Genomic DNA, 17203 nt, shown 5'->3' with positions numbered 1-17203 from the left:
CTTATGCGACCTTCTTGTTCTTGGAATTCAGCTTGGCCACGTCGAGGACTTCTGGCTGCTGGGCGACATGCGGATGCTCGGCGCCTGCATAGACGCGCAAATTCTTCATCTGGCGACGACCGAGCGGGCCACGCGGGACCATGCGCTCAACGGCCTTCTCGACGACACGCTCGGGGAAACGACCCTCGAGCAGCTGGCGCGCGGTGCGCTCCTTGATGCCGCCGGGGTGGCCGGTGTGCCAGTAATAGACCTTGTCGGTGAACTTCTTGCCGGTGAACACCACCTTGTCGGCATTGATGACGATGACATTGTCGCCGTCGTCGACATGCGGGGTGAAGGTCGGCTTGTGCTTGCCGCGAAGATGGTTGGCGATGACAGTGGCCAGACGACCGACGACGAGACCTTCGGCGTCGATCAGGATCCACTTCTTCACCACATCCGCAGGCTTCTGCGAAAAGGTTGTCATGTTTTCTGCTTTCGGTTCGGACCTTCACAAGGGAAGGCGTTTCTTGTTGCTTGGATTGACGAAAAGCGCTTGCCCGCCGCCAATAACAAAACGGCGGCCTTTGCGGGCCGCTGCTTCGCGACGACTTATAGGCGAGGGGGTTATGTGCGTCAAGCCGCGGGAAAAGTGCTATAGCTGGAAAAAGTAAATAAAAACAATGGTTTGACAAGAAGGTATTATTTTACCACATAAAATTGCATGATTGCTTCAGTCTTATTGCAGCACAGATACCAGATAGCTCCCTTCGGCGAGGGACTTGCGTATGTCAGGGAGTACGACAAGGGTTTCGTAGCCGGACGGTTCGGGAACCGGCATGCTCTCCGCCCAAAACTGTAGTGCTTCGGTAGCGTTCCGCACGACGTCTTTCACGTCGTCCGCAGCTGAAAAGCAGCCAGGTACATCGGGAAAGCGAATACCGAACGCGCTGCCGGAGTCTTTGTCGACCAAGGCAAAATAGGTCTTCATTTCGAGTTCCAGCACGCTTCTGGTTGCCGTTATCACTATAACACCCGTTTCGGCGGGATCGAATAGGTGCCGGTGGCATGCGCCACGGTGTGCTTGTCGGGCCCGGCAACGATGTCGATGTCGAACACCATCAGACTCCGGCCGAGCTTGAGGATCCGGCAATGGCCGTCGATCGGACCGGCCTCGGCCTTGCGCATGAAGTTGATGTTGAGGTTGGTGGTCACCGAAAGCGCGTCCGGCCCCGCGTGCGAAAGCACGCAGACATAGCCGCCAATGTCGGCCAGCGTGAACAGCGACGGGCCCGAAACCGTGCCGCCCGGCCGCAAATGCCGCTCGCCGGCATTGAGCCGCACCGTGCAACCGCCTGGAAACACATCCAGCGCCTCGTAGAAGGTGAACTGGTCGTTGAGCTGCGGATAGACGCTTGCCATCAGCGTGTTGGCCTCGGCGGCGGTCAGCACCGGCTTCAGATTGCTTTGGGCTGGCATGCTCGATTTCCTATATGGACAAGAGGCTCCAGGCATCATGTGCCTGGACCAAACGGTGTGACGGAGAAAACACGTCTCGCGGCTGTTCTTCAACCGGCAGCGTGCTAGTTCTGTTGCTCCATGCGAACGCTGAACCCCGGAGGTTTGAAAATGGCTGAAGTCGTTGCCATGAAACCGGCCGTCGCCGAAGGTCCCGTTTTTGCCAGTCAGGACAAAGGCGTCCTGCGCCTCACGCTCGCCAGCCCGCCGGCCAATGCGCTCTCGCTGGCAACGATGGCGGCACTTCAGGCCGAGTTCGATCGCGCGAAAGACGACAAATCCGTGCGCGTCATTATCCTCGCCGCGTCCGGAAAAGTGTTTTGCGCCGGCCACGATCTCAAGGAGATGACCGCGCATCGCGCCGAGCCCGACCGGGGCAAGGCCTTCTTCGAGAAGACCTTCGCGGCCTGCACGACCTTGATGCAGACGATCGTGCGCCATCTCAAGCCAGTGATCGCTGAGGTCGATGGCCTCGCCACCGCCGCCGGCCTGCAGCTGGTTGCGAGCTGCGATCTTGCCATTGCCTCGCATGAGGCGAGTTTCTGCACGCCGGGCGTCAACATCGGCCTGTTCTGTTCGACGCCGATGGTTGCGCTGTCGCGCAACGTCTCGCGCAAGCAGGCGATGGAAATGCTGCTGACCGGTGAGACGATAGACGCCGCGACCGCCAAGGATTTCGGCCTGATCAACCGCATCGTGCCGCGTGAATATCTGAATCAGGTTGTCAACAAATACGCGCAAACCATTGCTTCGAAATCCTCTTTGGTCGTCAGGACCGGTAAGGAAGCCTTTTATGCTCAGGCCGAAATGGGGCTCGCCGACGCCTACGCCTATACCGGCCGCGTGATGGTGGAAAACATGCTGGCGCGCGACGCTGAGGAAGGCATCGGCGCCTTCATCGGCAAGCGCAAGCCGGAATGGGCCGACGAGTAGCCGACCCGTAATGGAGCCATGCTTTTCCATCGCTGAGAGCTCGACGTGGCTGCCCGCAAGCAACTGACGCGGCTGAAAGCGCCTTATCTCAAGCGCATCCTGCTCGAGCCGTCGCGGGTCGTCGACTGGGACCAGTATCCCTGGAACCTGCCGATCTTTCGGGAACGTGAGTTCGAGCTCGAATTCACGACCGCGATCACCATCATCGTCGGCGAGAACGGCACCGGCAAATCGACGCTGCTCGAAGCCGTCGGCGCGCTGGCCGGTTATGACGAGGCTGGCGGCGGCAAGGGCTACCGTCCAGTCGACCATTCCATTGCCATCGACAAGAGCGGCGCGTCACTCGCCGGCACATTCCGGGCCCATTGGCTGCCGAAGGTCACCGCCGGCTGGTTCTTCCGGGCCGAATCTTTTTATTCGGTCGCCCGCTATCTCGATAAGGCGGCGCTTGAAGATCCGTTCAAACCACCGCCGCCCGATTTCCTCTCCTGGTCGCACGGCGAGGGTTTCATCCGCTTCTTCGAGGAACGCTGCCGCCGGCAAGGCATCTATATCCTCGACGAACCCGAAAGCGCGCTGTCGCCGACGCGCCAGATCGAACTCTTGAAACTGCTCCGGCGGATGGACCAGTCCGGCACCGCTCAGGTGATCATGGCCACGCACTCGCCGCTGCTGATGGCCTGCCCGAACGCGCGGCTCTTCCGCATCAGCCGCTTCGGCCTCGACCCAACCGATTTTCGCGACACCGATCATTTTCGCATGATGCGCGACTTCTGCAGCGATCCTGACATGTTTATGGAGGAAGCGCTGCGGGAGGACAACGAATGACTGCCGGCGACGATGATCTCAATTGGCGGATCGAGCAGGCTTGCCGCGAAGGCTGGCCAGCCGCAACCGAGACGATCGTCGACGGGTGGCTCTTCAGGCAATCGGGCGGGCGGATCCGTCGTACCAACTCGGCCAATCCTTTGCGCGGAGACCGCGGAGCACCTGACGGGGTGATCGACGCCGCCGAGACCTTCTATGCGAGCCACGGCCAGACGCCGCTGTTTCGCGTGCCCGACATCGCCAACGAGCTCGAAACCGCGCTCGAGCAGCGCGGCTACCAACGGGAAGGGGAACGATCCACCTCCTTGCCGGGATTGACGACCTTGCGGAGGTCCTGGACGACCAGGTCACGGTTTCGCCCGCGCCGGGCGTGGACTGGTTCGCGGCGCGGTTTCGCATGGGCGCCTATGACGACACCGATCGCCGTGTCTTTCGCGAGATGACCGGGCTGATCTTCGGCGACCGGGCATTCGTGTCCTGCCGGCGCGACAGCGAAATTGCCGCTCTGGCCTATGGTGTCATCCGCAACGGGTTGCTTGTGGTGGAATCGGTTGAAACCGATGGCCGTTTCAGGCAGCAAGGCTTGGGCCAAAAGACGGTAGGCGGCCTCATCGACTGGGCGCGACGGGCCGGTGCATCGGCGGCGTGCCTGCAGGTGGTGGCCGACAATGTGGCTGGCCGTGCACTCTATGCCTCGCTCGGGTTCAATCGTGAACTCTATCGCTATCACTACCGCAGGAAGCCGCATGAACCACGATAGCTACGACAATTCATACATCGGCGGCATCCTCAATTCGGTGAAGACGATTGCCATGGTCGGCGCCTCGCCCAATGACGTGCGGCCGAGCTTTTTCGTGCTGAAATATCTGCAGGCCAAGGGCTTTTCGGTGTTCCCGATCAATCCCGGCCATGCCGGCAAGGAGATCCTGGGCCGCACGGTTTACGCCAGCCTGGCCGATCTGCCGCAGCCGGTCGACATGGTCGATATTTTCCGCGCCTCCTCGGCGGTGCCGGGCATTGTCGACCAGGTGCTGAAGCTCGATCCGCTGCCGAAAGTTCTCTGGATGCAGCTCGGCGTGCGCGATGACGAGGCCGCCGCCCGCGCCGAGGCGGCCGGCATCAAGGTGGTGATGAACCGCTGCCCGAAGATCGAATACGGCAAGCTGTCCGGCGAGATCGGCTGGACCGGCGTGAATTCCGGCGTGTTGTCGTCGAAGAAGCCGCTGATGCGCCAGGGCTTTCAAAGCTTCGGTGTGCGGCAGAAATAGGCTGCCCGCCAGGCGCGCAAAATTATTCCGGGAAGAACTGGATTTCCCCCGGCGTTCGTTCCAGATCGTCTGCCGAAAGGTATTTTCTTCTTTGCATTCACAGCCGCGCTTCGCCAAGAATGCCCGGCGATTTTCGAGAAAGTTTAGAGAGGAGGTTTCGATGACCCGTACGCCCGGTTTCAACACACTTGCTGTTCATGCAGGCGCAAAGCCCGATCCGGCGACCGGCGCGCGCGCCACGCCGATCTACCAGACGACCTCCTATGTCTTCGATGACGCCGACCACGCCGCTTCGTTGTTCGGCCTAAAGGCCTTCGGCAACATCTATACGCGCATCATGAACCCGACGCAGGCCGTGCTCGAAGAGCGGCTTGCGGCACTTGAAGGCGGCACGGCGGCGCTCGCCGTTGCCTCAGGCCATGGCGCGCAGGTGCTGGTGTTCCACAATCTGATGCAGCCGGGCGACAATTTCGTCGCCGCCAACAAGCTCTATGGCGGTTCGATCAACCAGTTCGGCCACGCCTTCAAGAACTATGGCTGGGAGGTGCGCTGGGCCGACACCAACGACGTCTCGACCTTCGAGAGCCAGATCGACGACAGGACCAAGGCGATCTTCATCGAAAGCCTCGCCAATCCGGGCGGCACCTTCGTCGACATCGAGAAGATCGGCGACATCGCCCGCAAGCACGGCCTGCCGCTGATCGTCGACAACACGCTGGCCTCGCCCTACCTAGTGCGGCCGATCGAGCACGGCGCCGACATCGTCGTGCACTCGCTGACCAAGTTCATCGGCGGCCACGGCAATTCTATCGGCGGCGCCCTCATCGACGGCGGCACCTTCGACTGGTCGAAGTCGGGCAAATATCCGATGTTGTCGCAGCCACGCCCGGAATATGGCGGCATCGTCTTGCACGAGACTTTCGGCAATTTCGCCTTCGCGATCGCCGCGCGCGTGCTCGGCCTGCGCGACCTCGGCCCGGCGATCTCGCCCTTCAACGCCTTCCTGATCCTGACTGGCCTCGAAACGCTGCCGCTGCGCATGCAGCGCCATTGCGACAACGCCATCACCGTTGCCGCCTGGCTCTCCAATCATCCGAAGGTCGCCTGGGTGAACTATCCCGGCCTGCCAAGCGACAAGAACAACGCGCTGCAGAAGAAATACTCGCAGCAGGGCGCGGGTGCTGTCTTCACCTTCGGCCTCAAGGGCGGCTACGAAGCCGGCGTCAAGTTCGTCGAGGCGCTGGAGCTGTTCTCGCACCTCGCCAATGTCGGCGACACCAAGTCACTGGTCATCCATCCGGCCTCGACCACGCACCGCCAGCTCTCCGACGAGCAGAAGGTCGCGGCCGGCGCCGGCCCGGATACGGTGCGGCTGTCGATCGGCATCGAGGACGTCAACGACATCGTCGCCGACCTCGAACAGGCGCTTGGCAAGGTCTGAGATGTCGGCCTTTCTTGCGGTTGATGTTGAAGCTGTGGAACCGGAGGCCGGCGCGCCGGCCCCGGACCGGGTGATTTCCGGCGATCCGAAATTCCGCACCTGGAATGTCGAGGAGCGCGACGGCGGCCTCTATGCCGGCATCTGGGAAGCAACGCCCGGCAAATGGCGCATCGTCTACGACGAATGGGAGTTCTGCCACATCCTGTCCGGCGTCTCGGTCGTCGCCGAGGACGGCAGCGAGGCGCGCACCGTGCGCGCCGGCGACAGCTTCGTGTTGAGGCCGGGCTTCAAGGGCACGTGGGAAGTGTTTGAGACGACGCGCAAGGAGTATGTGATCAAGCTCTGAATGTCGCCTGGCTGGATCAGAGCAGCCGATCGATATCGCTATCGGAAAAGCCGTATTGCTCCATCATTTCCCGGTGCCAAGCGCTTCCAAGCAGATCGCCTAGGCATCGGTCAACGCGTTGGCGCAGCGTGTTGTTGCCTTTGGCCAGAGCGAACGCACCGGCCGCTGGCGGGTTTTCGGAGGCCGGGACGTCGATGAGACTAAGGGGCGCGCCAGGCCGGCCGGCGATATAGCCGCGATGCGCCATGGCGACACTCGCATAGGCCTGCGCGTGGCCTGTAGCGACGCCTTCGGCTGCTTCGGCCTGTGTGGCGAATGTCTTGATCCGTTGAGGTGGTACGCCATTGTGTAGCGCAGTCTGATGTTGAATCTGGCCGGATATCACGGCGAGCACTGCCGAACGGTGCCGGGCGAGGGACCTATAACCGTTCAGCTCAAGGGGGTTGCCCTTGGCGACCATCAACCCGTCCGGCAGTGACCAGATCGGTCGTGTAAAATCCACGAGCTTCCTTCGTTCCTCGGAAATGAACAGGCCCGTTGTCATATCCCAGCGACCTTCCCTCAGCCCAGGGAGCAGTTCGACGAACTCGGTCTCGATTGATGAAAAGTCCTTGAAATCAAGCGTCTGGCAAATCTTCTCGGCGAGCTGCGCATCGCAACCGCCGAGCCTGCCGGCAGCGTCGGTGAAGCAAAAAGGCGGCTCCTGCAGGAAGGCGAATTTCATGTCTTCGGTCCAGAACGAAATAGGCCGGCTCGCCCGTCAAAAAGTGACGGCGAGCCTTTCCAACCCGTGAAAGTGGTAAGTATCGCGGAAGCGCGGCGTCTCAGTCAGCCGCAGCTTCGGCAGCCGTTCGAACAATGCCTTCAGCGACACTTGCAGCTCAAGCCTGGCCAGCGGCGCGCCGATGCAGAAATGGATGCCGGCGCCGAAGGAGACATTCTTCTGGTCGGTGCGTGCCGGATTGAACGTGTCGGGTCCGGCAAAGACCAAGGGGTCGTGATTGGCCATGCCGAGCAGAAGCGCGACCATCTCGCCCGGTTTGACCGCAATGCCCGGCGACACCTCCATCTCCTCATAGGCGTAGCGCAGGAACATATGCAGCGGCGCGTCGAAACGCAGGCATTCCTCGACCGTGGCGGCATTCGCCTCTGGCGTCGCGAAGAAACGGCGCGGATCGCCGCCTTGCGCCAGGATTGACCGCACCGCATTGCCGGTCTGGTGGACGGTCGCCTCGTGACCGGCATTGAGCAGAAGGATAGCTGACGAGACAAGCTCGTCCTCGGACAGCTTCTGGCCGTTGTCCTGGGCATCGATCAGCAGCGAAAGCAGGTCGTCACCTGGTTTCGTGCGCCGCTCGGCGAGATGGCCGCGCAGGAAATCGGAAAAGTCGCGCGCGGCGCGATTGGCCGTGTCCTCGATCTCGCGCGTGCGACCGTGCATGTACATGGCGACCATCCGATGCGACCAGTCGAGCAGTTGCGGACCCATCTCGACCGGAACGCCGAGCATTTCGGCAATGATGGTGATCGGCAGCGGCGAGGCATAGGCCGGCAGGAGATCGACGCCGCCCGGCTCGAAACGGTTGATCAGCTCGCTGGCAAGAATCTCGACGCGTGGCCGCAGCCGCTCGACCTGGCGCGAGACGAAGGCGCGGTTGACCAGCGTGCGCAGCCTGGTGTGCACCGGCGGCTCAAGCTCCAGCATCGAATTGGCCTCGATACCGTCGAAGGCCACCAGATGCGAGCGATCGTCGCCAACGCCGCGGCTGTCGGGAATGCCGGCCGGGTTTTGACGGCCAAAGCGACGGTCGCGCAGCAGGCGGTTGACGTCGTCGAAACCGCCAAAGCACCAGAAACTGTAGTCTTCCCAGAAGAAGGCGTTCGCCGCGCCATGCAGAAAGGCATAGGCCTCATACGGGTTCTGCACGAAAGCCGGTTGGTGCGGGTCGAGCCGCAGGCGGCGACTGGCTGGATCGAAGGCAAGATAGGCTGGCATCATGCTAGACCATTAGCGCGCCTTGTCAGCCCGATGCCAGACCGTATCTTGGCGTCGACCGTCGCGATGTTGAGCCAGGCGAAGCGTGCGAAGGATGTCGCGATTGAGGCCCTCGTTCGGCCTCGCGCTAACGTCCCACCTTCAAAAGGCCTGCCACCTTGGTCGCGATCGCCGCATCGAGCGCTGCCCAATTGCCCAGCAGTTCCTGGGGGAAGCGGTAAGTCAGGCTGAGGTCGTCGCCGACCTGGATGTCGCGTTCGCAGGGCGCCAGCGACTCCTCCGCGCTCGGTCCGCTGAGGCAGCGGGCGACAAACGGATCCTTGCCGGGGCGTTCGGCGACAGCGAGCACCTCGTTGAGGTAGCCTGATTTTTCGGTGAAGGCATAAATCGTCGTGCCGCCCGGGCCTGGCGTTCCAGGCTTTTCGATAAGGGCGCTGTAGATCGGCGCGAAGCGGCCGCTCATGTCGCGCGACATCATTTTAGGCTCGAACGACAGGAAGACGATCTTCTTGGTCGTCGCGTGGTTGAAGTCGTCGCGCGCGGCCGTGCTGTAGCCGTCCATTTCCGGATAGCGCAGATAGAGGTCGAGCCGCGAGGCAATGCCGTCGCGTCGGGCCTGGTCGAAGCGGATGAAGTTGGCCGGCACGGCGATCACATTGTTGCCCATGACGATCTGGCGCACCACGGTCTGATCCGTATAGCCGGCCAGGGCGATCGAGCGTCCCAGCCATTTGCCACCGACGCTGATCGCCACCGACAGCAGCGCGAGCGCCGCGAACGCAAAAAAACCCGCTTCATGAAGGTCGAATCGACGACCTGGAAGTCAGGGCTGTCAGCGACGGTTGCCTCTCTCATTCACATTCCCCGATCCGCTCACCTGTCCTTCGGCGGCACAGAAGGCGCGGCATGGCTCTTGCAGCGCGTGCCTGGGACTGTGCGATCTCATGGTAAACGGTTGGTAAAGATGGAACCCTTGCTGCTTGCTCTTTACGCTTTCGCGGTCGGCCTGACCGCTTGCGGACTGACGGGATCGGCCATGGAACTGGCCTCCGGCCGGCGACTGGCCTTCGCCGAGCCCTATGTTACGCCCACCCATATCCTGCGCTCGCTGGCCGCAACCGCCTGCGCGGGGCCTTTCATGCTTGCCAACGAGGCTTTGGCCGCCAGGCACGAAGATCGCATCGGCACGATGGCACTTCTGTCGTGCGGTTGCACTGCCGTCGCCTGGGCTTTGGCGCTCGGCGTGGTGCTCCTCACCATTGCGTGCTTGGCCGTTGGTCTCCTAGATTCGACTTACTTCCCGGCCTGAGACGAATCGGAGACGAGAGAAATGCCGCTCTATGCGATCGACGGAAAAGCGCCGCGCCTCGAGGACGCCGACACCAACTGGATCGCGCCGGATGCCACGCTGATCGGCGATATCAGGATCGGCCGCAACGCCGGTTTCTGGTTTGGCGTCGTCATCCGCGGCGACAACGAGCCGATCACCATCGGCGCCGACACCAATGTGCAGGAACATACGGTCATGCACACCGACCCTGGATTTCCGCTGACCATCGGGCAAGGCTGCACGATCGGTCACCGCGCGCTGCTGCATGGCTGCAGCATCGGCGACAACAGCCTGATCGGCATGGGCGCCATCGTGCTCAACGGTGCCAGGATCGGCAGGAATTCCCTGGTCGGCGCCGGCGCGCTGGTGACCGAGAACAAGGTTTTTCCGGACAATTCGCTGATCGTCGGCTCGCCCGCCAAGGTGATCCGCGTGCTGGACGAGGCGGCGATCGAGCGGCTGCGCGGCTCGGCCGCGCACTATGTCGCCAATGGCAAGCGCTTCAAGGCCAAACTGAAGCCGGTATGACGGCGCCGGGATGCGCGCGTTATCATGCGCCGCGGTTGCTCATCGCCTCGCGCAGCAAGGAAGCACCGGCTTCGAAGCCTGCCCGCTCCGCGCCTTCCAGTGCCGTTTCATAGTCGTCGATGCGGGTTCTGAGTGACGGGTCCGCACCGGAATGGAGCAACAGGCGGATCGCTTCGGCGTCACGCCGCGACACCGCATAGTGCAGGGGCGTCCAGTCATTGACGCCGCGCATGTCCGGGTCGGCGCCATGCTCGAGCAGGACATGGATGAGCTCCAGTCGGTCCGGCCGCTCCGTCGACAGCGCGGCAATGATCGAAGGAAACCCGGCATTGTCGTCGTAATTCGGGTCCGACCCGGCGTCGAGCAAGGCACAGACGAACGGGACCGGGCTCCAATAGATCGCATATTCCAACGGATGGCCGAGGCCGAGCTCGAACGGCATCCGCTCGTCGAACCAACGAGCCGAGCCGCCGAGGACTCTATCAAGACCATCGAAATCGCCTGCCTTGAAGGCGTCGTCTATGGCTCTGGACAGCAGATGCCGCCCGCCGCGCTCCTCGGGGACTTCCAGCATCGCCTTCATCCGCAAAAGACGAACATACTGCTCCTATCCGCTCCGATCTGGAAGCCTCCCCGGCCAATGGCGGCCTTGCACAGGCGCCGCCAGAAACAGCGGAGCCGGCCCCGGGGACAGGGGCCGGCTCCTAAACCCGGTCGTTGGGGACGGGGAGGGTGGGGACTCGACCGGGCTTTTTTAAAAGCGCGTCGCATCGGGGCGACGCACTTGATTTCGTCGTGTCCTAGCGGACGCTGGCGACGGCGGCGTCGCGGCCGTCGTTGATCGTAACCCAAACGCCCGAATTCTCGGTCGATTGACGCTTGAGATAGGTGTAGACCGTCTCGTTCCAGGCGAGCACTTTCGTCTCGAGGTTGTCGAGGATGAATTCGCCGAGGCTGGTGCGCACCGTCAGCACCGCATGGCCGTCGCCATTCGGCTGGCGCACCACGGTCATCAGCAGATCGCCGGCCGGCACGCCCGCGGCCATCAACTGGCGACGCTTCTCCAGCGCATAGTCCTCGCAGTCGCCATAGCCATTGTCGGGATAGGCCCAGTATTCTTCGACGCCATAGTTTTCCTGATCGGTACGTGGCTTGACGCGCGTGTTGACCGAATTGTTGACGTTGATGATCGTCCCCCACAGCTTGCGCGACAGCTCGACCGGCGCGCCCTTCGGCGTCCGTTCGTTGCACTCGACCGGAATGCGCTGGCAGAAATCATAATGGCCGACTGGCTGGGTGGTGCGACCGCCGGTGTGCATGAAGGCCGGTCCCGCGCTTGCCGTTCCCCAGGCGGAAAGCTGCATCGCCATTGCCAAGAGCAACAGCTTGCCCCTCGTCATTCTCATTGTTGTAGTCTCCCCGTTTGAGAAGACTGTGCCACGATGGGATTTATTTGACGCAAAAACGCGAAGTAGTTATTGAGTAAAACGCCGCTATAATAAGCATAAAATTTGAACTATCTGGATTTGGGATCGTTTAGATTCGGGTTGCGCTTTTTGCCGCAACCGCTCGAATTGCGGCCTGCGCCGCCGGCGCAAACCCCTGCATCGGACAAACGAAAAGACCGGCCGCAAGCGGCCGGTCGGGTTCTGCCGGGTAGGATCAGTTCAGGATCGCGGTGCGTTGAATTCGGAGTCCAGCGTTTCGGGCCGCTGGATGACGGCGAACTCGATGGCGACGCCGTCTTCGAAATGGCGTACCACCTGGCCGCGCATCGTGCCGAGCGTGACCTGGACGCCGATCGCCGGCTTGACGTCGATTTCGACCGCCGCGCCAGAAAGCGACAGATCGATGATACGGCACTGATACTGGCGCCCGTCGATGAGCTGCAGCACGCTCATTGGATTGCGCGGCGCCACGCGTTCGTGCCGGCGGTCTTCGGGCAGATCGAGCTCGTGCTTGTTGGCAAGCCAGGTGAGCTGCGCGGCAAGCTTGTCTTTCTTACGCTCCGAGGCAATGACGGTCATGGCGAAACCGTCTGACGAGGTGCGTGTCACCACGCCTTCGACGCGGCCGATATGGTCGATATAGGCAATGACTTTTTCGCCAGGCATGCCGACGCGTTCGGTGCGCAAGGCAACGTTGCCCGGCGACATGTCGATCACCTGGCATGGATGCTCGGTGCGATCTTCCAGCATGAAGCGTCCATAGATTTTCACCCGGACACGCTGAAAGTTGCGCCGCTCAGCTCTGGACGGTGCGTAGTCTACCGCCGCTGACCTCATGACTGCCTACACCCCGTTGGCATTCCACGCGACGATGCGGGAATTTCAGACGAAAACTACAGCCAAGCAGGTTAACAAAGGGGAAAAGACGACCGTGAACGGCTTAATATCGCAGACCGGGGCAGGCTGCGAAAGCCATCCAGAATCCGCCGCAACAAGACTTATTCCTGACGCCCGCCATCGAAGACGACGAGGTGGCGGATACGGCGTACTCGGCCGAGCGCCGAGATGGTTTCGGGACGATCGAATTCAGTCGGCACAAGCGAGGGCACGTCGATTGCCGGCCTGTTCTTCAGGAACATCGGCTCCTTGCCCGGATCGATGACCCGGATCGAATCGATAAGGGCGTCGGCCAGCGGGTCGGCGCCAAGCCAGAACGGCTTTTCGACCGCGCTGATGATGCCAAGGCAGCGCGGATTCTCAGTGCCGCCGTCGAGCGGCAGCGCCAGCATTTCGAATTTGTTGGCGCGGCCGTTCTGGCTGAATCCCTCATAAGTCAGCAAAAGCACGGATTTCTGCTCGAAAACCCCATGCAGGAGCTTCGACACCAGCCGCTGGTCCTTTTCGCGCCAGAGCGAAGGGAAGGAGAAGCCCTTGAGCTCACGGCCGTAGCAGGCGCAGAGCCTTGTGCCGGCGAGCCGGAACACGGCCTCGCCGCGTGTGTCGCGTTCCAGGATGAAGGTGTCGGCCAGAAGCGATTTGATGTCGGCCGGCTCCACTTCGGATCGCTTCGGCGCCGGGCGGCCGTCACGCAGCTGGTTCCAATATTGGAACAGCGTGATCGATCCGTTCTCGTTCATGTCCATACCGCTCCGCGCAATCTGCCTCTTGATGTCCCATCGGTGGACAGACAGGGCGCCCTCCGATGACCTTCATGCGGTGCGGAGCAGGATGCGTGCCAGTATCGTTAACGTTTGTTCACGCTTCGGGGTCGTTAAGGTTAACAAGTGGTTTACGTTGCGTGGCAGGTAGGCCTATGGCACACCAAAAACACTCCAAGACGATCGTTCAAGCAGCGATCGGCAGCACTTTCAGTCACGAATTTATGGGGAGCAGGGGGCTCGACCGGCCGTTCAGGGAAACCTGAACGGCCTTCTTTGATTCGTGCCCCTTTGATTCGGGTCGCTCCCCTTTTACCTGGTGTTGCGGCGATTCGCTGTTTGTCAGCCGGTGCGGTCGTGATCTACATCCTCGCAGAAACCGAACTCCAGCCGATTGCAGGGTGCATGAACGAACCGGTAACCCCTCCTGAAGCCGAGCCCCAACCGGCCGAACCCCAATCGGTCGAACCCCAGTCGGCTGAACCCGGGCCGCAAGAGACGCGGGAACAGCGCCGCGAGCCAGTGTTCAACCTGCCGCCGGTGGTGCTGGCGGTGATCGGCATTTGCGTGACCGTCTATCTGCTGCAGCAATATGTGCTGAACGATACGCAGAATATGACGCTGCTTTACGACGGGGCTTTCATTCCAGTGCTCTATACCGGCCGGTACGGCTTCGACTGGTTCCTGCTGACGCGCCCCTTCACCTATGCCTTCATGCATGGCAACCTTACCCATATCGCCATCAACATGGTCTGGCTTGCCGCCTTCGGCTCACCGCTAGCCTACCGCATCGGCGCGCTTCGCTTTGCGCTGTTCTACGCCGTGGCCGGATTGGCCTCGGTCGCGCTGTTCTGGGCGTTGCATCCGCATGGCGAGGCGCCGCTCGTCGGCGCGTCCGGCGCGATTTCCGGCATGATGGGAGCGGCGGCCCGTTATGGCTTCCATGTCGACCGGTCGTCAGGCAGCGCAGCTTTCGTGGGCGATCCCTTGCCGGTCACCGTCGCGTTGCGTTCGCGACGCGTCATGGTCTTTCTTGGCATCCTGACGCTGGCCAATCTCGCCATCGGCCTGTTCGGCTTTGCGCCGGGCGTCGATGGTCAGGTCGCCTGGGAGGCCCATATCGGCGGCCTGATCGCCGGCTTTTTCTGCCTGCGATTTTTCGATCGTCCGATGCCGGCGGCATAGCGTTGCCGCGCACTTGAAATGCAACCATTGACGGCGCACGATGTTCTCCAGGCACCTGGCGTCCAAGGCGCTGGGCTGAAAAGCCGGTCAGCGCAGGAGCCGGCGGACAAGGCTGAGGAGGACGCCATGACGGTTAAGGCAATTCTCGAAAGTAAGGGCCATGACGTGTTCACGCTCGGGCCCAACGAAAAGCTGAGCGAAGCCATTCGAATACTGGCCGACCACAGGATCGGCGCGTTGGTCATCACCAATGGTGACCGCAAGATCGTTGGAATACTGTCTGAGCGCGACATCGTGCGCGTGGTTGCCAAGGAGGGCGCCGCCGCGCTCGACATCGCGGTGCGCTCGGCAATGACGCCGAAGGTCAAGATCTGCAACGAAAACCACACGGTCAACGAGGTCATGGAAATCATGACCAGAGGTCGCTTCCGCCACTTGCCTGTCGAGAAGGATGGTCTGCTCGACGGCATCGTGTCGATCGGCGACGTGGTCAAGCGCCGCATCGAGGATGTCGAGCGCGAGGCCGAGGAGATCAAGCAATATATCGCCACCGCTTGATGCGGGTGGAAACCGCCGGCCGATATCGGCCGGCGGCTGTCCCTATCTGTTGTCGATCTCGGCGCGGACGAGCTGGAGACCGCGCCGGGTGATGCGGTAAGGGCCGCCATCGATCGATGAAACCGCCTTTTTGCGCCTCAGTTTTCGAAACAGATCCAGATCGAAGCCCGGATAGCGCCAACCGTCGCGGGTAAGGCACTGGGCCGCCGCGATCCGCTTCTTTTCGTTCTTTTCGATTTCGATACGTCCGCCCTGCGCCAGCAGGTGCAGGATGCGCTGTTCTCCACAGCGCCACGCGTCCTCTTGGACGCGTAAAGGACGCTGTGGCACTTCGGTTTGGCGCACGATCCTTTCCGAAAATCGATGTCGATTTTCGGGGTCGTGCGCTGCGCGAAATGTCCATTGGAGAAGTCCTGGGAAAAACAACAAAAGCCGCCGCCGCGAGACTTCGCGGCACGGGGGTTCAGGTTTTTCTGCCCTTGCCTCCTAAGAGGTCAGGGCCTTACCGGGACTGAGCGTAAGTGGACATCCACTCTCCATTGGGATGGGCGTCCTATAGGCGAAAGCCGCCGAAAAGGCCAGAGAGCGGCTTTGCGCTTGTCTCGCCGAGCGGTTTGCACTAGCGAAGTTGCGCATCAAACTATGCGTTCACGCATATTCGCGAATTCACAGTACGCAGGCTTCCATGAGCATCATCGACACCCGCACACCCGACGCAAAACGCCTGATCCCCGGCGCCACCGGCGACTGGGAGATCATCATCGGGCTCGAAGTGCATGCGCAAGTGATCTCCGAGGCCAAGCTGTTTTCCGGTGCCTCGACCGCCTTTGGTGCGGCGCCGAACGCCAATGTCAGCCTTGTCGACGCGGCGATGCCCGGCATGCTGCCGGTCATCAACGAGGAATGCGTCAAGCAGGCGATCCGCACCGGGCTGGGCTTGAAAGCCGCGATCAACAACAAGTCGGTCTTCGACCGGAAGAATTATTTTTATCCCGACCTGCCGCAGGGCTATCAGATATCGCAGTTCAAGCAGCCGATCGTCGGCGAGGGCAAGGTGATCGTATCGGTCGGCCCCGACCGCCAGGGCGAGTTCGAGGATATCGAGGTCGGCATCGAGCGCCTGCATCTGGAACAGGATGCCGGCAAGTCGATGCATGACCAGCATGCGACCATGTCCTATGTCGATCTAAACCGCTCTGGCGTGGCGCTGATGGAAATCGTCTCCAAGCCCGACCTGCGGTCCGGCGACGAAGCCAAGGCCTATGTCACCAAGCTGCGCTCGATCATGCGTTATCTCGGTACCTGCGATGGCAACATGGACGAAGGCTCGCTGCGCGCCGACGTCAACGTATCCGTCCGCCGCCCGGGCGGTGAATTCGGCACGCGCTGCGAGATCAAGAACATGAACTCGATCCGCTTCATCGGCCAGGCCATCGACTTCGAGGCGCGCCGGCAGATCGCCATCCTCGAGGATGGCGGCAAGATCGATCAGGAGACGCGTCTGTTCGACGCCGTTAAGGGTGAAACCCGTTCGATGCGCTCAAGGAAGAGGCGCATGACTACCGTTATTTCCCCGATCCCGACCTTCTGCCGCTGGAATTCGACCAGGCCTATGTCGACGCGCTCGCAAAGCACCTGCCGGAGCTACCGGACGACAAGAAGGCGCGGCTGATCGATACGCTCGGCCTTTCGGCCTACGACGCTTCGGTCCTGGTGTCGGAAAAGCCGATTGCCGATTATTTCGAGAAGGTGGCGGCCGGCCGCGACGGCAAGCTTGCCGCCAACTGGGTCATCAACGATCTGCTGGGTCAGCTGAACAAAGCCGGCAAGGATATTGAAAATGCTCCGGTTTCGCCTGAGCAGCTTGGCGCTGTCATCGACTTGATCAAGGAAGGCACCATTTCGGGCAAAATCGCCAAGGACCTGTTCGAGATCGTCTGGAACGAGGGCGGCGATCCGCGCCAGCTCGTCGAGATCCGCGGCATGAAGCAGGTCACCGACACCGGCGCCATCGAGAAGGCGGTCGACGACGTCATCGCCGCAAACCCCGACAAGGTCGAGCAGGCGCGCGCCAAGCCGACCATGGCCGGCTGGTTCGTCGGTCAGGTTATGAAAGCGACCGGCGGCAAGGCCAATCCGCAGGCGGTCAACGATCTGGTCAAGGCCAAGCTCGGCATCGAGTAGCGG

At 61.7% G+C, this 17203-nt stretch carries 21 protein-coding genes and 2 pseudogenes; 12 read left to right on the top strand and 11 right to left on the bottom strand.

The genetic code is table 11. The annotated features are described in order from the left end of the window. Position 1 precedes the first annotated feature (1 nt). From rplM to ACVDG8_RS01565, 3 genes are all read right to left on the bottom strand, one after another. On the bottom strand, positions 2-466 hold the full coding sequence (gene rplM / locus ACVDG8_RS01575; RefSeq protein ID WP_010915638.1) for a 50S ribosomal protein L13: 465 nt from the start codon (positions 464-466) through the stop codon (positions 2-4). Between the two features lie 252 nt (positions 467-718). Continuing rightward, positions 719-970: a type II toxin-antitoxin system HicB family antitoxin gene (locus ACVDG8_RS01570; protein ID WP_447253105.1), complete on the bottom strand. Its 252-nt coding sequence runs from the start codon at positions 968-970 to the stop codon at positions 719-721. Positions 971-1005: 35 nt separating this feature from the next. After that, positions 1006-1458, bottom strand: a complete 453-nt coding sequence (locus ACVDG8_RS01565; protein ID WP_447253104.1) for a PaaI family thioesterase — start codon at positions 1456-1458, stop codon at positions 1006-1008. Between the two features lie 150 nt (positions 1459-1608). Here ACVDG8_RS01565 and ACVDG8_RS01560 point away from each other — a divergent pair, with 150 nt between their 5' ends. The 7 genes from ACVDG8_RS01560 (at position 1609) to ACVDG8_RS01530 (ending at position 6313) form a co-directional block, all read left to right on the top strand. Next, positions 1609-2430: an enoyl-CoA hydratase gene (locus ACVDG8_RS01560; protein WP_447253103.1), complete on the top strand. Its 822-nt coding sequence runs from the start codon at positions 1609-1611 to the stop codon at positions 2428-2430. A gap of 45 nt (positions 2431-2475) precedes the next feature. After that, the gene (locus tag ACVDG8_RS01555) at positions 2476-3258 is read left to right on the top strand and encodes an AAA family ATPase (protein WP_455707499.1); all 783 of its coding nucleotides are present in this window, start codon (positions 2476-2478) and stop codon (positions 3256-3258) included. Beyond that, on the top strand, positions 3255-3701 hold the full coding sequence (locus ACVDG8_RS01550; RefSeq protein ID WP_455707498.1) for a GNAT family N-acetyltransferase, cg3035/Rv0428c family: 447 nt from the start codon (positions 3255-3257) through the stop codon (positions 3699-3701). The genes ACVDG8_RS01555 and ACVDG8_RS01550 overlap by 4 nt, the downstream gene beginning before the upstream one ends. Then, complete coding sequence (locus tag ACVDG8_RS01545) at positions 3629-4018, top strand: GNAT family N-acetyltransferase (protein ID WP_455707497.1); 390 nt, start codon at positions 3629-3631, stop codon at positions 4016-4018. Before ACVDG8_RS01550 ends, ACVDG8_RS01545 begins: the two co-directional genes overlap by 73 nt. Continuing rightward, complete coding sequence (locus tag ACVDG8_RS01540) at positions 4005-4526, top strand: CoA-binding protein (RefSeq protein ID WP_447253101.1); 522 nt, start codon at positions 4005-4007, stop codon at positions 4524-4526. Before ACVDG8_RS01545 ends, ACVDG8_RS01540 begins: the two co-directional genes overlap by 14 nt. Before the next feature lie 160 nt (positions 4527-4686). Next, on the top strand, positions 4687-5967 hold the full coding sequence (locus tag ACVDG8_RS01535; protein ID WP_447253100.1) for an O-acetylhomoserine aminocarboxypropyltransferase: 1281 nt from the start codon (positions 4687-4689) through the stop codon (positions 5965-5967). Between the two features lies 1 nt (position 5968). Beyond that, positions 5969-6313, top strand: a complete 345-nt coding sequence (locus ACVDG8_RS01530) for a cupin domain-containing protein (protein WP_447253099.1) — start codon at positions 5969-5971, stop codon at positions 6311-6313. Positions 6314-6329: 16 nt separating this feature from the next. On the opposite strand, the gene ACVDG8_RS01525 is transcribed toward ACVDG8_RS01530, so the two are convergent. The 3 genes and pseudogenes from ACVDG8_RS01525 to ACVDG8_RS01515 all read right to left on the bottom strand — a co-directional run bounded on the left by ACVDG8_RS01525 (position 6330) and on the right by ACVDG8_RS01515 (position 9164). After that, complete coding sequence (locus ACVDG8_RS01525; RefSeq protein ID WP_447253098.1) at positions 6330-7037, bottom strand: transporter substrate-binding domain-containing protein; 708 nt, start codon at positions 7035-7037, stop codon at positions 6330-6332. A 36-nt stretch (positions 7038-7073) separates the two neighbouring features. Further along, entirely contained in the window at positions 7074-8312 is a 1239-nt protein-coding gene (locus ACVDG8_RS01520; RefSeq protein WP_447253097.1) for a cytochrome P450, read from the bottom strand. A gap of 124 nt (positions 8313-8436) precedes the next feature. After that, positions 8437-9164: pseudogene (locus ACVDG8_RS01515) on the bottom strand (hypothetical protein). Here ACVDG8_RS01515 and ACVDG8_RS01510 point away from each other — a divergent pair. Continuing rightward, the gene (locus ACVDG8_RS01510) at positions 9106-9618 is read left to right on the top strand and encodes a DUF6949 family protein (RefSeq protein ID WP_447253096.1); all 513 of its coding nucleotides are present in this window, start codon (positions 9106-9108) and stop codon (positions 9616-9618) included. The pseudogene ACVDG8_RS01515 and the gene ACVDG8_RS01510 overlap by 59 nt on opposite strands. Positions 9619-9639: 21 nt before the next feature. Continuing rightward, a complete protein-coding gene (locus ACVDG8_RS01505; RefSeq protein ID WP_447253095.1) occupies positions 9640-10167 on the top strand; it encodes a gamma carbonic anhydrase family protein in 528 nt (175 codons plus the stop codon). A gap of 22 nt (positions 10168-10189) precedes the next feature. Here ACVDG8_RS01505 and ACVDG8_RS01500 read toward each other — a convergent pair whose 3' ends face one another. From ACVDG8_RS01500 to ACVDG8_RS01485, 4 genes are all read right to left on the bottom strand, one after another. Continuing rightward, positions 10190-10741, bottom strand: a complete 552-nt coding sequence (locus tag ACVDG8_RS01500) for an ankyrin repeat domain-containing protein (RefSeq protein ID WP_455707496.1) — start codon at positions 10739-10741, stop codon at positions 10190-10192. A 226-nt stretch (positions 10742-10967) separates the two neighbouring features. Next, positions 10968-11573, bottom strand: coding sequence for a transglutaminase-like cysteine peptidase (locus ACVDG8_RS01495; RefSeq protein WP_447253093.1), 606 nt, complete (start codon positions 11571-11573; stop codon positions 10968-10970). 261 nt (positions 11574-11834) lie between these two features. Next, the gene (locus ACVDG8_RS01490; RefSeq protein ID WP_447253092.1) at positions 11835-12452 is read right to left on the bottom strand and encodes a PilZ domain-containing protein; all 618 of its coding nucleotides are present in this window, start codon (positions 12450-12452) and stop codon (positions 11835-11837) included. Positions 12453-12613: 161 nt separating this feature from the next. Continuing rightward, positions 12614-13252, bottom strand: a complete 639-nt coding sequence (locus ACVDG8_RS01485; RefSeq protein WP_447253091.1) for a PAS domain-containing protein — start codon at positions 13250-13252, stop codon at positions 12614-12616. A gap of 426 nt (positions 13253-13678) precedes the next feature. Here ACVDG8_RS01485 and ACVDG8_RS01480 point away from each other — a divergent pair, with 426 nt between their 5' ends. Then, on the top strand, positions 13679-14458 hold the full coding sequence (locus ACVDG8_RS01480; protein ID WP_447253090.1) for a rhomboid family intramembrane serine protease: 780 nt from the start codon (positions 13679-13681) through the stop codon (positions 14456-14458). A 126-nt stretch (positions 14459-14584) separates the two neighbouring features. Beyond that, positions 14585-15016, top strand: a complete 432-nt coding sequence (locus ACVDG8_RS01475; protein ID WP_371012161.1) for a CBS domain-containing protein — start codon at positions 14585-14587, stop codon at positions 15014-15016. 42 nt (positions 15017-15058) lie between these two features. On the opposite strand, the gene ACVDG8_RS01470 is transcribed toward ACVDG8_RS01475, so the two are convergent. Next, positions 15059-15346, bottom strand: coding sequence for a YjhX family toxin (locus ACVDG8_RS01470; RefSeq protein WP_447257201.1), 288 nt, complete (start codon positions 15344-15346; stop codon positions 15059-15061). A gap of 355 nt (positions 15347-15701) precedes the next feature. Here ACVDG8_RS01470 and gatB point away from each other — a divergent pair. Further along, positions 15702-17200, top strand: a pseudogene (gatB, locus tag ACVDG8_RS01465) (Asp-tRNA(Asn)/Glu-tRNA(Gln) amidotransferase subunit GatB). The last annotated feature ends 3 nt before the right edge of the window (positions 17201-17203 follow it).

This window comes from Mesorhizobium sp. ORM8.1, assembly GCF_053005525.2.
The sequence above is the reverse complement of the archived record's forward strand: the minus strand, read 5'-3'. Positions and strand labels throughout refer to the sequence as shown.